Below are 16,603 nucleotides of genomic sequence, written 5' to 3' on the forward strand. Positions count from 1 at the left end.
TTGCGTTATCGTCGGGCCGCGACAATCATCCTCCCGCCGCGACCGCCAAAATGGCCATCCTGATTGTCGCTGGCTTCCCATCCAGATTGTCGCGCTACATACGACAGCGCGCGCGGCTTAAGCCTGCCCCGCGACCTCACAGAACCCTCCAGATTCTGCGCCGGTTTGTTCTCGCTATCTGCCCCGAACATCGGCCCGCCATCATGGGAGGCTTCAATGCAGCCAAGGCTTTCCATGACGATCATTGGTGTCCACGTCAGAACGATAGAATTCGACGATGCGGTGCTTCATTGAGACCCGGACACGATAACCAGCGGACATCCACGCTCTCGCTTGAGGACCTGCTCTCTTCAGTGTGCTCCACCACGCAGTGAAGGTGTAAGCTGATTTCGGCAGAGGCTTCCCCAAGATCGATTCAATTTCTGAAAAGGTCAGGCGGAGACTTTGACCGTTCTCCGTTCGCAGCCTTTCATGCAGTGGCTGGTAAATCGACCTTGGCATGCGAGCACTATGTCGACAAAATTGGCCGGCTAACCGGCATTGGAATAGCAGTCTGGTGTATTTAGAGCGCGGAGGCAAAAGGCAATATCATTTAGGTCTGCAAGACCTCGCGGAGCCTGACGCAGCGAGAGTCCTTCAGTGTTCTTTTAGCTCTAGGTCTCTCAACAGCACGTGGAGAAAGTCGCTGGCGTGGTCATAGCGTGCACAACCATTCGCGATCTCGCGGGTGCGCGGCTCCAGTGTGCTGGCGATGGTTTCCGAGCCGAGTAGCTCAGCCTCGTCCGAGCACTGCTGTAGCAGCCGATCAGGAATGTCTTGAGCGGATCCAAACAGCTTCAACACACAATATTCGCCATCGTGCTTGTGGTCGTGATGGGCCTTCGCTGCATAAAAAGCGATCAACCCACGAAAGGCATCACGGGAAACGGCAGGTTTTGGCATTTAACCTCCCCCAAAATAAAATCGACTCGCGCTTTGAGTTAAGAAATCTGGCGTTTTGGCGAAACAAAATCCAGTGGAATTTAATCGCTTGCCTTCGAAAAAGAGGTCATCAGAACTGACGTAAATTGAAGCACCGTGAGTCACAGTTCGCGCCGTCCTGTGTCCGAATTGCCTCCGATACCGTATACCGCTACGGGATAATGAACCTTAGCGGTCGGTCTTGTGCTGCCCGGTGAATAGCGCGCGATAGAACCGGTCCCCGATCGAGGCCCGTTCGATTGCATCGGATGCGGCGACCCACGCGGATAATTGGGGCATCGCGACCGCAGGCCGGCGCCTTGCCGCTCAATAGGCATTGTCCGGTTGCCATTTCATGGCTTGACGTAGGTCCATCCCTGCTCCTGCAGCTGCATCACCCTAACGACGCCCGACCTCACCACCTGGGCTTGGGGAACAATGGGAATGTCCTTGTTTTCGGCCTTTTGCATTTTCTCTTGCGTGTTTCCACAGGCTTTGAATGATACTTCCGGCGTGCTCAGAGCCATTTCCTCGATTCGCGCTTTCACCGGCGACGTATCATCGCGGAGCATATGCAGGCCGGGGCCGAAGGTAATCACCTCAACTTTCACCGCTTCACCAACCTCCTTGTAGTATTGCGTGACGTTGAGCGCATTGTTCAATGCAAGATTCATTGACGCAGAGTCGCTTGTGTTGACCTGAAGGATTAAGCGGTGCTCTTTCTTGGCAGCAGACGGTGGCGCGACGCGCGCCAGCTCAGATTGTTTTTGCGTCGCGCCCCTCGCCGATGAATTCGCGTGCGTCCTTGCCGTGCTATGTGTTGCGGCAGCAGGCGAGCTTGTCTGTGCCGGGAGTAGGCGAGCCTCCTGTGCCACGGAACTAGACAGCCCGACCAGGAGCGAGATGATTGTCGCGATCATGGCTATGATAATCTGCGGAAATTTACTCATTATGATGTTTCTCCGAGCAAGCTGAGGTTCATGATCAATTGTTGGGCTTCGCGATGGCGCGTGGCCATTTGCATGTTGCCGCCAATTTTGCACGCACGCTCTCGATACCATCGAGAGCGAACACTGCACCGGCGCCGGTCCCCGTCCGGCGTGACACATGCACAGAAAGTTCGCTATGGTCGGGGATTGATTGCAACAGGCGAACGACATCGCTTTCAAGCGCGACACCGCGCGCCGACGTGATTGTCGAGACCTGAAAAGGTGGATCATCATTGATGCGCAGGGAAAGGGCATAGTCCTCGCCGCGGCCCGACAAGCCGGCTCCCTCAAGCAACACTTCAGTCAGGCCGCCGCGACAGCGTATCGACAGGCTCATTGCTGCGTCGGAACTGCCACCTTGAGATGGTAGCGTAGCCTTGATGATCGATGAATAGTCAACTGGCGATGTGGTTTCGCTAACGATCCACGCCCCGGCTCCATGCGCGGGCCGATCAGAGACGCGAACCGGCGCCATAGGGTCTTCGGCGCCTTGGGCCCGAGCGAGGTCGTTTGCGATCGCGAGCGTCACGACGAGAGCGATCAGGGTGACCGTCATTGCGCCGCCTGGCTCGAACGCGGCAGACGATCGAGCCAGGCCTGCGCCGCGGGGAAGCGCGTCAGGCCAGGGACCGTCGCCGCCAAGTTGATCGACTTCCATTTCGGATCGAAACCGGGCTCCTGCAGCTTGTCGATCCGCGAGAACAGGCGGTCAACAAAGCGCGCCACACGGTGAAAGCGATTGGATTTGATCGGCCAATTGAAAGCGACCAGCACGGTTGGAACGGCAATAGTTGTCACGCGTTCCCCCTGCCTGATCAGGTTCGGGTAATCAGCTGCGTCCAGCAAAGATGGCAGATAGTAATCTTCGAACTTGCGCTCGTAGGGGACCGGCAAGAACTTGAAGCCGGCATCCCAACGACCACGCACGAATGCATCCACCGGCTTTGATGTTATGAAAACGACGGCGGCCAGCTCACCCCTGCGCATTTGTTCCATCGCAACCTGATGGGGGATGAACGTCTTGTCGACCTCGATCCCCAGCCGGCTGAAAATCAGCGGGCCCGAATAAGCTGCGGCGGTACCTTGGGTGTTGAAATTGACCTTCTTTCCGACCAGATCAGTCAAGCTCTGAATTTCTGGCCTGACGAATATGTGCAGTTCAGACGGAAACAGGTTGAGCACATAGGTGATCCGTCGCTGGATGTCCGGCACTTGGCTCTTGTACTCGTCAAGTGCGTCGGAATTGATGATTGCTGCATCAATGCCACGCAAATACAGCAGCGAATTGACGTTTTCGGTTGCGCCGCGGGTCACGATGGGCAGCACATGGAGGTCCTTTCCATCATCGGCCACTCGCGCCATTTCCGCGGCAAGCCGAATGGGAGCTCCTTCCAGCAGACCTCCGGCAATTCCAACAGTCCAATCGTTCATGGCCGCAATTTCCGGCCTTGCATGCTCCGCACGAGCCCGCTGAGTCTGCTGGGCCGTTGCTAGGCAAGAGCCCATGATCAGAAGCGAAGGGGCTATCACCGTGAGGAGAAGCCAAGGGCGTATTCCAACCAGCTGCTTCATCGATCCAGCTCCCCTGGGAACGTCCATTCTGTTTTGTCCGTTGCGCTCTTCACTTCAATACGTAAGTTTATGTTCGATCTGACAAGTCGAGACAGCGCACGACTATTTGTCTGCACCGATGCTGCTAATGACCAAGTGCGTCGAACCGCTCCTCCGCCTCCTTGAATCCTCCGGCTGCTGCTCTGGCGTAAAGCTCTCGCGCCTTGGACGCGTCGCTGCGCGTTCCGTTAGCGCCCCATTTGGTAAGCACTCTCGGATCATACGTTTCGGCGAGTGCGAAACTTGCCGGCGCACTCCCTAATTCGACAGCACGCTCTAGGACAACTCGTGCCGCGCCAATGTCGCCTTGCCGAAGCAATCCGGTTGCGCGAGCGATCAACCGCACGAGCTCGGCTGCGTGTTCGTTCCCGAGAACCGGAGATTGCGCCTTCGGCTCAGCTGGTATGACCACGAGCTCTCGCGGGGATTGCTCGGGCGGCGGCTGCGGCGAACGCAGCAGCAGTGTCCGGAGCAGTTCCCTTGTCGGCGAATTGCCGGCTCCACCTTCACCCGACACCGCCGCGGGTAGCCACGGTCCGACATTCGGGCGTGCTGCGGCAAGTTCTTGCTCATCTCCGCTAGATTGATGGCGTTCTCGCCCGAGCTGCTTTTTCAACTGTTCGGCTCGATCATCGTTTGCTGCGGCTTGCGCTTCATACGCGAAGAGTTTGGAACGCGCCAACGAGAGCTCTTGCGCCAGCGCATCGGCTTTTTCGTGCTCTTCCTTTAATGCGAGCTTCAGTTTGGCCGAGGCATTCTCCGCCGTTCGCTTGGTCTGCGCCGTTTCTTCGGTTGCCTTCGCGATCTGCCGTGATCGGTTGTCGAGCTCGATTCGCGTCGTCGCGAGCGTCTCCTCCAGCTGTTTGGCACGATCGTGCTCCTGTCTGAGGCTCGCCTGTACGTCGGCCAATGCTTTCTCCGCTGCCTCTTTCGCACTGATCGCTGCGGCTTGTCTGGTTAGCTCTGCCGACTGGGTCTCCAGGTCATGGTGGGCGGCTGTCAGATCTCGCTCCAGCCTGTTTGCCCGATCTCGCTCCCGCTCGGCAGCTTGTTGCAGTTCTCTCGGATCACTCTGTGCCGGGTGTTTGAGATCGCGACCGTCGGTGCCGATTTCGCGGCTTAGCCGCGCCTGCAATTCGAGATCGTTGCGCGCCGTGGCAAGTTCCCGTTCCAGACGCTGCGTGTGCGAGCGCTCCTCCCGGAGAGATTTCTGCAGCTTCTCGGTTTCATTCTCGGCGGCCTCCGCAATGCTGGTCCATTGCTCGCGTGCATGCTGCAACAGCCCCAGCACGGTATCCTGCTCCCGTCGGCATGTTCGAAGGTCAACAGCAAGGGCCTGTATCCTCTCCTGTTCCGGGGCGAGCGCTTGCCGCGACCGCTCGGTATTGCTGATTGTGGCTTGTGCGAGCTTGAGGATTTTCGTGTCGGCGGATTGTTTCAGCTGCGCCGGGCGCCGCTCCCCCGAGCCAGTCGCGCCGCGCAAGTGCGTCGTAACGGCATGGGTGTCGATCGCCGGCCGGTTTGGCTGCTGCGCGAGAACGGGTATCGTCAACACCGACATTACCGTCAGGATAGTCGGTGCAACCCACACCGACATTGTTGCGCACGTGCGCGCACAGCTACGAACGCAATCCGGAGCAAACCATACGTCTCCGCGGCGAACGGGCGATCCAAAGCCCGACCCTACCTGCATCGGCGCTTGTGGCCCAACCCACGACATTAGTGCGCCACTCCGTTTTTCTAATCGCGATTATCGAGAAACAAAATTAAACTCTATTATCATGTTATTCAATGATTTATATTATTAATCTAGCCGTCGACCGATGCGACTGGCCACTTTCCCTTGAGAAGGAGATGGTCCAATGCTCCAACGAATCCCATCGCTCATCGCTGCGATTATCACGAGCGTATCTATGCTGGTCCTGGTCCAAGGAGGCGGTGCAATAGCGGGCTCCGCGGGAGCGGGAAGTGGGACGGGTACGAGCAGCGCCAACACTGGCGGGTCAGCGCCGTCGGGCATGGGCACGAATGCAAGCAGCGCCAACCCTGGTCCGTCGGCGCCTCCAGGAATGGGGACGCAAGACACCGGCACTGGTACAAACCTGAACAGCAACATCCGAAAGAACAATCCGAACGTTCAACCCGCCACGTCAAAGTCGCGGGCGGCGGCGCAGGCCAGAAGAAATGCCGGCGTTGGCCACGCTCAAAATGGACTGCCGATCGGAGCTATTGGCACTGGCACGAGCAACGAGGAGCAGATGATCGTTGGACCGTCATCCAACCGAAAAAGACCGGCAGCGGAAGCCGGCGGAAATATCGGTGGAGCATTTGGGAGGGGCTCCAGCCTTTCGGACCGGGTGAGCCGGCCGCGCGCCGCACGAGCTGGGGAAAAAGTGCTGGACGCCGAAGCGCAGATCCAGCGGCGAACGACGGTTTCGCACAAGCGGATTCCCGACCTGAAAAACGGAACTCCGTAGTTTGAGCAGCCGAGCCGGGCAGCGAGCGCGCTCCGGCATCGACCTGCTCAGGTCTCCATGGCGCCGGGCCGCTCATTCGAAATGAGCGTGCTGTCTGGTTGGGACTGGCAACGACGGGACCGTCTGTTCAATTCTCGGCCGGAACGCGGCCGGGCCATGCCGAAAGGCCCCAGTACTTGAACCCTTTGGCACTGTCGGTTGACCAGTACAACAACCTTCCTGTCCAGGGACGGACTGCCGTTTGAAATTGCTGATGCTAAGGCGCGTGTGACGAGCAGCAACGATCGGGGAACGACCTGTCATTCTGCGTTAGTGTGTTTCAGCCGGAAGACGCCGGCAGGGCTTGGTTCTCTATAAGACGCCTTGAAGAGGGCTGACGCCCGGCAGACGGCCGAGCGGGGCGTATAGAGATAGGCGAGAGCATTCACGCGGTGATGCGCGCGCTCGATTCCGCGGTATTCGGATCATCTCCGATTGGTGGGAGCGAGGAGCCAGCCGTGCATTGTTCGAAATGCTTGCGAAGGACGTCATTAGCCAAGTGCTCCCAGAACTCAGCTTCGGCGAGAAGCTTCCAGCTTCGATCCGGATGATGCGCAGAAGTCTGTCGGCACAGCGACGCCATCGCGCGCAAGCGGCGTACGATCTCCATCCACTCCTCCCATTAGTTTTTCCCCACCTTATTTTCCGTTTTGCGTCGGATTAATTATAATTATATCGAAGAACTAAATTCGCCTTCCATGGCGCATTACCGATGCGATTTGTAGCGAAGGACTTTCGCTTTGCTTTCGAATCGCCCTTCAGATGAAGCGCTGCTTCATAAAACTAAATAGACAGGTAATAAAATAGTCAGGGCTTAAATCCCAACTCAGGTGCGGGGACTCAGCAGCATGCCGCTCGTGGGTGATCTCGGTCAGAGCCGGAAACAGATGCAATGGTGGATCCAAATGCAGCCTTTTCCAATCACGGGGCTTCACTCGCATCGGCCTGCCTCGAACCTCTGCTGAGCGCGGGCGCCCGATTGGGAAGCAATCGAGCGGCTTGGAGCTGTGTCAAAGAGTGATCGGGGACTTCAACGCCGCTATCATTGGACCCGTGTGCGGCAACTCGTGCCATATCGGGGCCTTCGCATCCGCGACGCCGACCCTAATCTCCCTCTTTCTCCAAGACTTCGGCCTTCCGCCCTTCGCACTTGCTCACGAAGCGTCTGCAATTGAGCAAGCAGGCTCACCAGTTCCATCGTCGTTTGATGCAGAACAGCCAGGCGGCTGCAACCCCCACTACTCACTACAACACCCCCAAACAGGTCTTTGCGGGATCAGCAACCGGAAGCTTGAGTTTGTGACGACCTGCCGGTGCGACGCTTGACGCACGGTTCATGGGGCCGTCAGTTCGCTTTACGACGATAGGCCAGAATATTTCGCATCCCTCCGGAGCATCCTTCCGGCAAGCCGTGACAGAAATACCTGCCTCAAAAGAAGAATCTGGATGAGTGCTGCGACATGATTGAGCGCATCTAGTCCCTACGAAGCCCAGTTCTGAGCCGGTGCGGCGGCAATGCCGCTTCAGATTAGCTCCGCCGGCGTGGTGCCAAATGAAGCGGTCCGCCCGAATTAGTGTAAAGCCAATCAGTTCGACTCCGCGCTTGTACCGAGGCCCGCTACGCATCAGCACAGCGGCGCATCACCGAATATCTCCCTGGGCCTTACGACCGGCTCCTCGACCCAGGCCTCGCGAGCGAACCAGTTGTGGTTGGCGCGACAGACCGGGCAATGAGTATTGCCATAAAACACAACGGTCCGCAGGAAAGTCTCACGGTCGGACCTAATACCAGTAGGAATCACGCGACCAGTTTGCGGACATTTGACCATGATCATACCCACGTGAGCCTCCCTAGGAAATTATTCGTTGTTTAATAGAAGAGAACCGGCCGGCTGGAGTGCGTCATCATCTCAGTGTGGGTTACTTGGGGGGCATCGCACACTGGGAGCGCTTGTTCGAGCAAGGGCGGCTTGCTCGTGACGGCGTTTCCAACCGGCCGGATCGCTGCTTGAGCGATTCCTTGGATGCCGCCGGTCTTTGGCTAGGCAGCGCGGGGTGTTGATTATGCGGCCGCCCTCGAAAGCTTCTGGGACGGCACTGAAAACGGGCACAATCTGAGCGGGTGGGGGTTTTGTGCGTGCTGTGCCGCTCGCGACGAAGACGATCATGCCGCCCGTGATGGGCAAATTGGCTAATTCGATCACCGGCTTCACTCCACTCTCGTCAACGAAATATTCTTAGTTGGAATTTAATCTGCAAATTAAGTCCTGCGCTGTCGGTCTGGTTTGCGACTCTAGGCAAATTTTATTTTTGTGCTGTCCTGCACGCAGGTGGTAGTACCACTGAAGAGGCCAAGACCGTCGCGGCGGGTTCTACGACGCCGTTCCCCGTTCGCTGTCGTTTCGACGCAGGGGCGCACTTCTTTGTATTTGAATGATTGCATTCGGTTCAAACATGAAATAAATTTTGATTATATAGAGCAGATATAAATCTCGTTGTTAATTACTGTCAATGACGTAAGCTGTTTTCGTTAATTTTTTTCGGTCGGAGGAGACGATGCGAGAATCAGTCCAGAAGAAGCACAACTCCACCTCGGCTGCGCAGCAGTTGGCCCAAATGCGCGAGAAACTAGCGAGCATCAGCGAGAGGGAGCGCGTTCTAAGAGAGCGGAGTGCTGATCGCGAGGTTTACCGCTATTTGCTGGACTCTCACCGGTTGACCGCGGGGGCGAGTTTTCTCGGAGAACAAGTGTTGAATATTTCTCCATCTGGGGTGAGCGAGGGTGGTCAGCTGGCGGCGTAACTGGGCCGAATGGTCATTTCGAAGCGAAGCGCAGTCAGGTGATGTGCACCCGCGCCGGATGTGGACTTGCATCGCTGCAGTACGGCGATGAAGCTCAATTTCCTTGGCAACTGCAGCTCGTTTGAACGCGCCGGATAGTACATCGCAGGATGTTGTCGCCACCGCGTCGACACAGTGGCGAGACAGATAACATTGATATTGGGCATGGCCATGCTGGAAAAAACATCGGCAGAGATGGTGTTGAGACCCGCCGCGGGTGCAGTCTTCGCGCTGCTGGACGGTCGATCAGTGCTTTTCAGCGAGACAAGGCAGAAGATCTATGAGCTGGACCAGGTGGGGGCATTCATCTGGTGCAAGTTGGCGCAGGGCGCCTCTTTGGAAGACGTCCATCAGGAGCTCGGCCAGCTAGGCATTGGCGAGCGCGCAGCGCGCGAGTTCACGTGGCAGGCGATGAACATCTGGATCGATCGAGGGTTGCTTGAGCTCGACTGGCGAATGTCGGCCAATTGCGCCTTCTCAACGGTTCTTGGTCAGCGCAGGATCAGTATCCGGGCTGCAAATTGGGACCTCTTGCAACAGTTGATTTCGCTATTTTGTGTTCCGGACGACGGCGGCGGGGAGGAGGATATTGCGATCGAGACAATGGTGCTGGACGATCAGGTATTCTTCCGCGGGAATGACGCGAGCATCCATAGATGTGAAGCCGCAGCTTTGGCACCTACAATCAAAGCTCACATCACCGAGCGACTTATCCGAAGCAATCAGTGGGCTTTCGCGCTCCACGCCGCTTCTCTTGCGAAGTGCGGCATGGGCTTGCTGCTGTGCGGCCAACCGGGAGCCGGCAAGTCGACTCTTGCGCTAGAACTGGTGAACGCTGGATTTCAGTATGCCGGCGATGATGTTGCGCTGATTGGGGCCGACGGAACGATCTGCGGCATCCCATTTGCTCTCACCCTCAAGGAGGGATCGTGGGAGTTGCTGTCGCGACTGTATGGCGATTGGAACGGCGTGACGCACAGCCGGTCCGATGGCGCCGAGGTGCGGTATTTGCCGATTGCGGATGCGCACAATGGATGCCTTTCCGCCAGCTGGATCATCTTTCTGAACCGGGTTGCAAGCGGCCCAGTCCAACTGACCTCGCTGGATCAGCTTGATTCGATCAGGCGGCTCGTTGAGGGCGCATTTGCCGCGGACGGAAAGCTGTCGCAGGCCGGCTTTTTCGCTCTGAAGCGGATTGTCGCGGGCGCGCGATCGTTTCAACTTACCTATTCCGAATCGGCGAAGGCTCGGCGGCTGCTGATGGATTTGTGCAATGGCAAGACATAGTGCGGCACTGACGAGCCTTTGCAATTGCTTGCGGGGCTTGCCGCCCGTCGAAGTGGAGTGGACCTCCGTAATCGGGCTCGCAAACCAGACGTTAACGACGCCTGCGCTCATTGATTTCGTCGATCAATTTGCATCGGTGTTGCCGGAGGACGTCTGCACGTATATCCGCCAGATCTATCGCCGAAACGTGCTGCGCAACGAGCGGTTGGCCGGTCAATTGGAAGAGGCCGTCATTGCGATGAACGGCCGGGGAATTACGCCGGTGTTGCTCAAGGGTGCGGCAACGCTAGCCACCTCGCCTGTCGAGCGGCGAGGAGTTCGGCTGATGTGTGATCTGGATATCATGGTTATGCCGGACGAAGCTGAAAGAGCAGTCACCGCTCTGCGCGACATGGGGTATCAGATTCATAGGCGGTCCCCTCCCGAAATCCACAGATGGTATGTCGAGCTGAATCGGTCCCGGGATGTCGGAAACATCGACCTGCAGGGGGTCGCTCCAGACCCGGCGTACTTCTACAGTGGCCCGGGACGTGCTCTGAACCATTGCATCCCTGTGCAGCTGGGGCGGGGGAGCGCGTATGTCCCCACGCCCACCCATCGAGCGCTTATGTTGATCATCCACGATCAGTTTCAAGACTTTGGTTATTGGCTCGGCAACCTCGATCTGCGACATCTTCTTGACTTGCGGGATCTGAACAGTTCCCTCGGGGGCATCGATTGGAACGAGCTTACTTCTTTCGTCTCGGGCGGACTGATGAAGAACGCGGTCGAAACCCAGTTATTCGCTCTCGCCGAGCTACTTGGGGTCGAGATCCCGCGCTCGCTGCGCTCCCGAGTGATTCCGCGTCTGCAGTTCATGCGACAAGCAATGCAAGCACGCTATCCGGCTACTCGTGTGCCCTTCCTCGCGATGACGATTCTGGACCTCAGAAATTACCGCAGGGAAGGGACCATTGGCTCCTCTAGCGCGCGCCGGCGTGGATTGTGGTCTGTGCCACGAGCGGCGACCTTGCAGTTTCTGTTGAGGGAGACCATGGCGGTTCGTGCGGGAAAGGTCTAAAGCCAGCAACCATCGCAGGAGCGCCTTCCCGGGGATTGGGCGGCAGATTTGTTGACGGAACGGCTTTTCAATCAGCTGCGTTCCGCAATGTGCTTAAGGTCGGCAGAGTTCTTTTCGGAACGTAAGACCAAACATTCTCAGGCAATCGACATTTCTGCAGTTGCGCAGAGCTAATGCCCTTGACCACCAGCATTCCGATCGGACGATTCGCCGTTCTCGCGAATCCTGAACTCTTCGAGCGTGTGCCCCGATTGGAGCGCGGCAACTAGCCAGCGCGGCTGTTTACCACGTCCCGACCAAGTCTCTGTCGGGTGGAGTGGATTGAAATATTTCGGCACGACCTTCGGGTATTTGCGGCGCGGCGGCTGGCCCGTTCCCGCCTTGGCCGCGCCGCTTTCAGCTTGACCGAATTGATCCGGCGGGTTGAGTTGCGCAAGACGTTTCTCGAGTTCCCGCTTCTCGATTGTGATCTTTTCGGCAAGTATCTTTGTCAGCTCTTCGTGAAGGAGCCAAAGTTCCTCAAAGTCCATGGCTTCGAGATCTTGCCGACGCAGCATTCTCGTCACCGTTCCACTAACGTCTGATCCATCTGTCATCCTCAGCTTTGAGCATTGTTCCCGAGTAGCGAATCAACGATGGGCAAAGTCAGTGCTTCAAATTGGCGTGACAAACAAATAAATAATATATTATTTAATAATTATTGCGAGAGTTATTTTATTAAATGGGGATAGGCAGATCAATGACTTGCTGCAGAGCAAAGAAAGAGGAGATCTCAATCGAGTTCCTGGTTGGGGGTCTTCAAGATGCAATCGGACCATCCTTCTCGCGGCTGCACGGTCTGAAGGCAAAATCGAGCTCAGGCGACCAGCGCTGGGATGCTGGGGGATATTGAGTTTTATTCGCGCCCGGGGGGAACGCATATGCGAAGGCGCGCAACAACGAGAACGAAGGACAGCCTGCGCGCCAACCTATTCATCAATAGTACTGCGTTGCAGATTGCCCGTGCGGCCGCTTTATGTGGTCCCGTCCCGTCACGTCGGGTATCGCTTGAATGGTTCCATGGCTTGCCCGTGTGAATTTACACTGTCCGGCAATTAAATTAGCGGATAGCCCATTTTTTTTGGCTTGATTGACTGTCGCGACGCAGTTATCTGGAAGGCGAATTTAAGTTCGGTTCCATACATTTTCTTGGGTAAATCGCAATCACCGTCTTGATTAATGTCAATCCGGGGCAATACTAAGCTTGGCGCAACTACAGGATGCGAGCATGTCAGCGAAGAAACTCGAATTAGAATCAATGTCCCTTGACGATCTCTGGTCGCTTCATGAGGAAATTAGTGGGATCTTATCGGATCGGATTAAGGCAGAAAAGCACGAACTGGAGAAGCGCCTGGCGGTTCTCGGGGGCGGGATGGCTGCTTTGGCGGACTCAAGCGGGCCAGGCGTGTCTGCGACCGCCAAAGCGAGACGCAAATATCCGCGGGTGCTGCCGAAATACCGGAACCCACAGACGTCAGAGACTTGGTCGGGGCGTGGCAAGCGTCCGCGGTGGTTGGTTGCTGCCGTGAAGTCTGGCCGGAGGATTGAGGAGTTTCGCATAGGGGATGCAAGTCCGAAGCTTCGTCAGCGCGCGTGACCTAGTCTGCACTGATCGACGGGATGGTTGAGGTCAAATGGTCGGCGCAGCGCTGTAGTGCGCCTAATAGGCGTTGCGTCCCCGCAGCACTTCGATGGGAGTTCGCAGCAGGATTACGAGATCAAGCCGAAGGCTCCAGTTGTCGATGTACCAGAGATCGTATTGTACGCGTGTTTCGACTGTGACAGCTGTGGGGGTCGGACCGCGGCAACCATGGACTTGGGCCCATCCGGTCAATCCTGGCCTGACCCTGCGGCGAAGGGCGTAGTTCCGTACGAGCTTGTCAAATTCTCCGTCGTGAGCCAAGGCATGAGGACGCGGACCCACCAGCGACATGCTGCCGTCGAGAACATTTAACAGCTGTGGCAGTTCATCGAAGCTTGTCCGACGCAGCCATTTGCCGACGCGGGTGACGCGACGGTCGATGCGATGGGCCTGAAGGATCGCAGGCCCGTCCTCGAGCACATGCATCGTCCGGAATTTGCGGATCAGGAAGATCCGGCCATTAAAGCCACAGCGCTGTTGCCGAAAGAATATGGGGCCGGGAGAATCCAGCTTGATCGCAAGCGCGGCCAGCACAAGCAACGGGGCAAATATCGTCAAGGCGAGCGCCGCGCCGACAAGATCAATCATTCGCTTGGTCGCACAGTCCAGCGGCGTAAGAGGACCACGCTGGAGTTCAACACAAACGGCACTTCCAAGACTTCGCGTAGGATGTCGAAGCAGTTCGGATGTCGTACCGACCGGCACGAACACGACCGGTAACGGCAAGACCCGCAAGTCGGCAACGAAGGCCCGAAGTTCGGGCCATCGCTCCGGGTTCGCTTCCACCACCACCTGGTCGAGCTCGGAACTGCGAACGTAGTCAATCACGCGAGCAGTGAGCCGCCTTCGACAGGCAGGACCGAAGCCGACTAGAGGCAAGCTGAACCGGCCCCGGACACAATAACCATGCATCGCCAGCGTCTCAGACAGTCCGGCGTTTTTCGATGGCGGCTGGTCGCTGACCAGAACAATATTTGTGCTGGCGAATTTTCTGCCGCTCAGGCCCCTTCCGAGAAGCGCCCTGACTCCCCACCGCTCGGCCATAAGCAAGCCTAGGCCCAGGACAGCGAAGAGCGGGACTGCTTGCTGGAAAGGATCCGGGCGGATGGCAAAGCCGTATACGGCCCAAACTAACAGCAACGATGACGTCCAGGCCATCCAGACGGCGCGCATCTGACTTCGGAGGACGAGAAGCTCAGCTGGCCGATAAAGGCCGTGGGTCTTCAAGAGGCAAACGAGACATGCTGCGCTGACTAGCGCCAAGCCAAGTGCGTTGCTTAAGTCGCCTGCAGCCCACCCATTCTGAGCTTGGCACAGCCACGTCGAAACGACGCTCGCAAAAACAATAGTCGCAATATCCGCACAGAGCGCCACGTATTCGATCGAGTCGTAACGAAGAGGCCATTTGTGCTGGCGGGATACTATCGGCCCGGGACTGACACGATCCGTAACCTCCCGATCGGGGAAATGTCGGTTCACGAAATTCATTGCCGGGACACCCGCGAGTTAATATTTAATATATTATTAATTGATCTGATCTATCAAGAGAAAAATGCCGGTTTCAGACATTTAAATATGTCGCACTGCTCGGAGTATCCTATCGAGATCCCTGTCGGGAATTCCGCGCGCGCATGTTGTCGAGGTAGGTCGGATCCAGCTCCGAAATTAGGTTCTCGAGATAGATCTTCCCCTCGGCTGAGGCTGACCGGTATGCGGCCACAAGCGCTGGTCTGATAGCAGGCCGACGCGTAACGACGAGGCTGACGTCCCGCTTGATCAAGTCCCGAAATTCAAGCTCGCGTACCACAGCATCTGTAGCGAGCGCGACGGATAGCCTTAACGGAAGCAGATCCAGATCGTTCGGCGCAGTATAGTACGACATCTTGAGCGTGGCTGCCGTCTGGATCGAATTCTGTTTCGACGCCGCCGCGAGCATGAGCCAAATGTCGCCGCGGAGCGGCGACGAGCGCAGCGCGCGGGCAAACGCATTCGACGCTGCCGGAAGTTCCGTTTTTTGCTCGTCCGCGGCGAGAGCCGGATCTCCACGGGATCGTGATTCCCCTCGGATCCAAAATTCTTCATGCGTTGCCGCAGCCGAAACTGGTTTCGAAATTTCGTTTGGCCATGCTGCTGCGGCCGAAACAGCTGCCGATAAAGAAGACTGACCTCCGAGATACCACCACCCAGTGAGGACTATCCATATCGTCTGTATGATCAGCGCTATTCCAAGCACCGTCAGGGCAACGCGCGGCCAAAGGGTGACAAACGCTGGCGCGAGCCTTGGACGAGACGCCGGAGTTGGACCGGCCATCCAGTCCGAAGCCTCCTTCGATTCCCAGGATATGGCCTCACGGCCCGCACCGGAGACGCTTTGACCGAACGCCAGCCCAAAAAGCGCAGCGACCAAAAGCGATGCGCCCAAACCCAGAATTCCATGGTCGGCAAAGGCCAGTATCGTCAGTGCAATCGAAGCGCCGGCGCCCAAGGCTGGATACACGTAGTCGTAAGCTCGTGACAGAGAACGCCTGATCAGAATACAAGCGCCGAGCATCGCTAGAACTACAAGGCCGCAAAGGAACGCCCAGCCCATGTCTATAACCATTGCGGCGGCAGCCGTTGGCCTTTCTCGCGGGGCGCCGATTCCAATGTCCCGATAAAGCGGCAAAAGGACCGTCGAAGCACCCGCACCGGATCCCGCGGGCCTGACGTCCTGTAGCATCCGTTCTGTCGCGATCTGACTGCTCGTTGACAAGGCGATCGTCACATCGGTGTTCGTCCTAAACGGAATGACCGTTGCGCTGGCAATAAAAAATATTGCGGCGGTTGCGAAAACGCCAGCGGTACCCCACAAGCCCAAGAACCACCTGCGAATAGCGAACACCGAGAGCAAGATTCCTGATCCGAGGAGGGCGGCAACGACGGCGGTGGAGTTGGTCCGAATGAGCAGCGCGGCCAAGCAGACAATCATTGCGATGGTCGCGGCGGACAGAGCAAGGAGCGGAGCTGGCGCAATTGTTCCTGGCCGACTGTGCCGCGCTATTTGATCGGCCGCGCGTATTGCCGTCGCGCAGGAGAGCAAGACGCCGAGCACTGCGACGGTTGAGCCATCGGGCCCGGCGACACCGGCAGTTTCCTTGCCGAACCACATGGCCGTGGCAATCATGGCTATCGACAGTAGAATATGCAGAACTTGCGCTGCGCGATATCGGTCAAGCGTGATGACCGCAGTGACGAGGGCCGCGGCGAGTACAGCGCAGTACTGCGCGAGCGAGCGCATAGTCGCCCCAATATCGACTGTGATTATTTCGGCGAGGTGCTCGCTTAAGGCCGCCGAAGCAGTTGCCCAGATGGGATTGCCGAGCGTGTGCATAGGCATCGGCACCGCCTGTAACGCCATCCAGAGGGCCGGAGCCGCGAGCACAACGACGAGACCAGGCCGGAGCCGCTTGGCGAGCCCGAGGAAGGCGGATGATGGAAAGAGCGCTACAACTAGCGCGGCTGTTGCTAGTATGAATGATGCCAATCCCAAGCTTTGCAGGCTTTCCGGCATTGCGAGCGCCGCGGTGATCGCCACAAACTCGGCTAACATGACAAGCCGGATAATCATGTAAACACCATCCTGTGGTGCGGCCAATCCGCTGATCCGCTAGCCGGAGAA

At 57.4% G+C, this 16,603-nt stretch carries 14 protein-coding genes; 5 read left to right on the forward strand and 9 right to left on the reverse strand.

Going from position 1 to position 16,603, the window contains the following annotated elements; all coding sequences use genetic code 11:
- Window positions 1–636: 636 nt before the first annotated feature.
- The 5 genes from IVA82_RS38865 to IVA82_RS38885 all read right to left on the reverse strand — a co-directional run bounded on the left by IVA82_RS38865 (window position 637) and on the right by IVA82_RS38885 (window position 5,157).
- Entirely contained in the window at window positions 637–942 is a 306-nt protein-coding gene (locus IVA82_RS38865) for a hypothetical protein (protein ID WP_247387689.1), read from the reverse strand.
- 371 nt (window positions 943–1,313) lie between these two features.
- Entirely contained in the window at window positions 1,314–1,910 is a 597-nt protein-coding gene (locus IVA82_RS38870) for a DsrE family protein (RefSeq protein ID WP_247387691.1), read from the reverse strand.
- A gap of 34 nt (window positions 1,911–1,944) precedes the next feature.
- The gene (locus IVA82_RS38875; protein WP_247387692.1) at window positions 1,945–2,505 is read right to left on the reverse strand and encodes a hypothetical protein; all 561 of its coding nucleotides are present in this window, start codon (window positions 2,503–2,505) and stop codon (window positions 1,945–1,947) included.
- Window positions 2,502–3,521 carry a TAXI family TRAP transporter solute-binding subunit gene (locus IVA82_RS38880; RefSeq protein WP_247387693.1) on the reverse strand — a complete coding sequence of 340 codons (1,020 nt, stop codon included), beginning with the start codon at window positions 3,519–3,521 and terminating at the stop codon, window positions 2,502–2,504. The genes IVA82_RS38875 and IVA82_RS38880 overlap by 4 nt, the downstream gene beginning before the upstream one ends.
- A gap of 124 nt (window positions 3,522–3,645) precedes the next feature.
- Window positions 3,646–5,157: a hypothetical protein gene (locus IVA82_RS38885; RefSeq protein ID WP_247387695.1), complete on the reverse strand. Its 1,512-nt coding sequence runs from the start codon at window positions 5,155–5,157 to the stop codon at window positions 3,646–3,648.
- A 472-nt stretch (window positions 5,158–5,629) separates the two neighbouring features.
- Here IVA82_RS38885 and IVA82_RS38890 point away from each other — a divergent pair, with 472 nt between their 5' ends.
- Entirely contained in the window at window positions 5,630–6,037 is a 408-nt protein-coding gene (locus tag IVA82_RS38890) for a hypothetical protein (RefSeq protein ID WP_247387697.1), read from the forward strand.
- Window positions 6,038–7,701: 1,664 nt separating this feature from the next.
- Here the strand turns inward: IVA82_RS38890 and IVA82_RS38895 are convergent.
- Window positions 7,702–7,917 (reverse strand): hypothetical protein, encoded by a 216-nt coding sequence (locus IVA82_RS38895; protein ID WP_247387698.1) that lies wholly within the window; start codon window positions 7,915–7,917, stop codon window positions 7,702–7,704.
- Window positions 7,918–8,632: 715 nt separating this feature from the next.
- Here IVA82_RS38895 and IVA82_RS38900 point away from each other — a divergent pair.
- The 3 genes from IVA82_RS38900 to IVA82_RS38910 all read left to right on the forward strand — a co-directional run bounded on the left by IVA82_RS38900 (window position 8,633) and on the right by IVA82_RS38910 (window position 11,264).
- Window positions 8,633–8,878, forward strand: coding sequence for a hypothetical protein (locus IVA82_RS38900; RefSeq protein WP_247387699.1), 246 nt, complete (start codon window positions 8,633–8,635; stop codon window positions 8,876–8,878).
- 204 nt (window positions 8,879–9,082) lie between these two features.
- Window positions 9,083–10,204 carry a serine/threonine protein kinase gene (locus IVA82_RS38905; protein ID WP_247387701.1) on the forward strand — a complete coding sequence of 374 codons (1,122 nt, stop codon included), beginning with the start codon at window positions 9,083–9,085 and terminating at the stop codon, window positions 10,202–10,204.
- Complete coding sequence (locus tag IVA82_RS38910; RefSeq protein ID WP_247387702.1) at window positions 10,191–11,264, forward strand: nucleotidyltransferase family protein; 1,074 nt, start codon at window positions 10,191–10,193, stop codon at window positions 11,262–11,264. The genes IVA82_RS38905 and IVA82_RS38910 overlap by 14 nt, the downstream gene beginning before the upstream one ends.
- A gap of 170 nt (window positions 11,265–11,434) precedes the next feature.
- Here IVA82_RS38910 and IVA82_RS38915 read toward each other — a convergent pair whose 3' ends face one another.
- Window positions 11,435–11,821 (reverse strand): H-NS histone family protein, encoded by a 387-nt coding sequence (locus IVA82_RS38915; RefSeq protein ID WP_247387703.1) that lies wholly within the window; start codon window positions 11,819–11,821, stop codon window positions 11,435–11,437.
- Window positions 11,822–12,531: 710 nt separating this feature from the next.
- Between IVA82_RS38915 and IVA82_RS38920 the strand changes: the two genes are divergently transcribed.
- Window positions 12,532–12,900, forward strand: a complete 369-nt coding sequence (locus IVA82_RS38920) for an H-NS histone family protein (RefSeq protein ID WP_247387704.1) — start codon at window positions 12,532–12,534, stop codon at window positions 12,898–12,900.
- A gap of 63 nt (window positions 12,901–12,963) precedes the next feature.
- On the opposite strand, the gene IVA82_RS38925 is transcribed toward IVA82_RS38920, so the two are convergent.
- Entirely contained in the window at window positions 12,964–14,424 is a 1,461-nt protein-coding gene (locus IVA82_RS38925) for an exopolysaccharide biosynthesis polyprenyl glycosylphosphotransferase (protein WP_346658778.1), read from the reverse strand.
- Window positions 14,425–14,542: 118 nt separating this feature from the next.
- Window positions 14,543–16,552: a hypothetical protein gene (locus IVA82_RS38930; protein ID WP_247387706.1), complete on the reverse strand. Its 2,010-nt coding sequence runs from the start codon at window positions 16,550–16,552 to the stop codon at window positions 14,543–14,545.
- Between the last annotated feature and the right edge of the window lie 51 nt (window positions 16,553–16,603).

It is taken from the genome of Bradyrhizobium sp. 142, from assembly GCF_023074015.1.
Lineage (GTDB): Bacteria > Pseudomonadota > Alphaproteobacteria > Rhizobiales > Xanthobacteraceae > Bradyrhizobium.

What these genes read in the sequence shown, in the direction of transcription:
- IVA82_RS38880 (WP_247387693.1), bottom strand. Translation starts at nt 3,521, where the DNA reads ATGAAGCAGCTGGTTGGAATACGCCCTTGGCTTCTCCTCACGGTGATA.
- IVA82_RS38875 (WP_247387692.1), bottom strand. Translation starts at nt 2,505, where the DNA reads ATGACGGTCACCCTGATCGCTCTCGTCGTGACGCTCGCGATCGCAAAC.
- IVA82_RS38915 (WP_247387703.1), bottom strand. Translation starts at nt 11,821, where the DNA reads ATGCTGCGTCGGCAAGATCTCGAAGCCATGGACTTTGAGGAACTTTGG.
- IVA82_RS38890 (WP_247387697.1), top strand. Translation starts at nt 5,630, where the DNA reads ATGGGGACGCAAGACACCGGCACTGGTACAAACCTGAACAGCAACATC.
- IVA82_RS38910 (WP_247387702.1), top strand. Translation starts at nt 10,191, where the DNA reads ATGGCAAGACATAGTGCGGCACTGACGAGCCTTTGCAATTGCTTGCGG.
- IVA82_RS38905 (WP_247387701.1), top strand. Translation starts at nt 9,083, where the DNA reads ATGGCCATGCTGGAAAAAACATCGGCAGAGATGGTGTTGAGACCCGCC.
- IVA82_RS38885 (WP_247387695.1), bottom strand. Translation starts at nt 5,157, where the DNA reads ATGTCGGTGTGGGTTGCACCGACTATCCTGACGGTAATGTCGGTGTTG.
- IVA82_RS38865 (WP_247387689.1), bottom strand. Translation starts at nt 942, where the DNA reads ATGCCAAAACCTGCCGTTTCCCGTGATGCCTTTCGTGGGTTGATCGCT.
- IVA82_RS38870 (WP_247387691.1), bottom strand. Translation starts at nt 1,910, where the DNA reads ATGAGTAAATTTCCGCAGATTATCATAGCCATGATCGCGACAATCATC.
- IVA82_RS38900 (WP_247387699.1), top strand. Translation starts at nt 8,633, where the DNA reads ATGCGAGAATCAGTCCAGAAGAAGCACAACTCCACCTCGGCTGCGCAG.
- IVA82_RS38930 (WP_247387706.1), bottom strand. Translation starts at nt 16,552, where the DNA reads ATGATTATCCGGCTTGTCATGTTAGCCGAGTTTGTGGCGATCACCGCG.
- IVA82_RS38920 (WP_247387704.1), top strand. Translation starts at nt 12,532, where the DNA reads ATGTCAGCGAAGAAACTCGAATTAGAATCAATGTCCCTTGACGATCTC.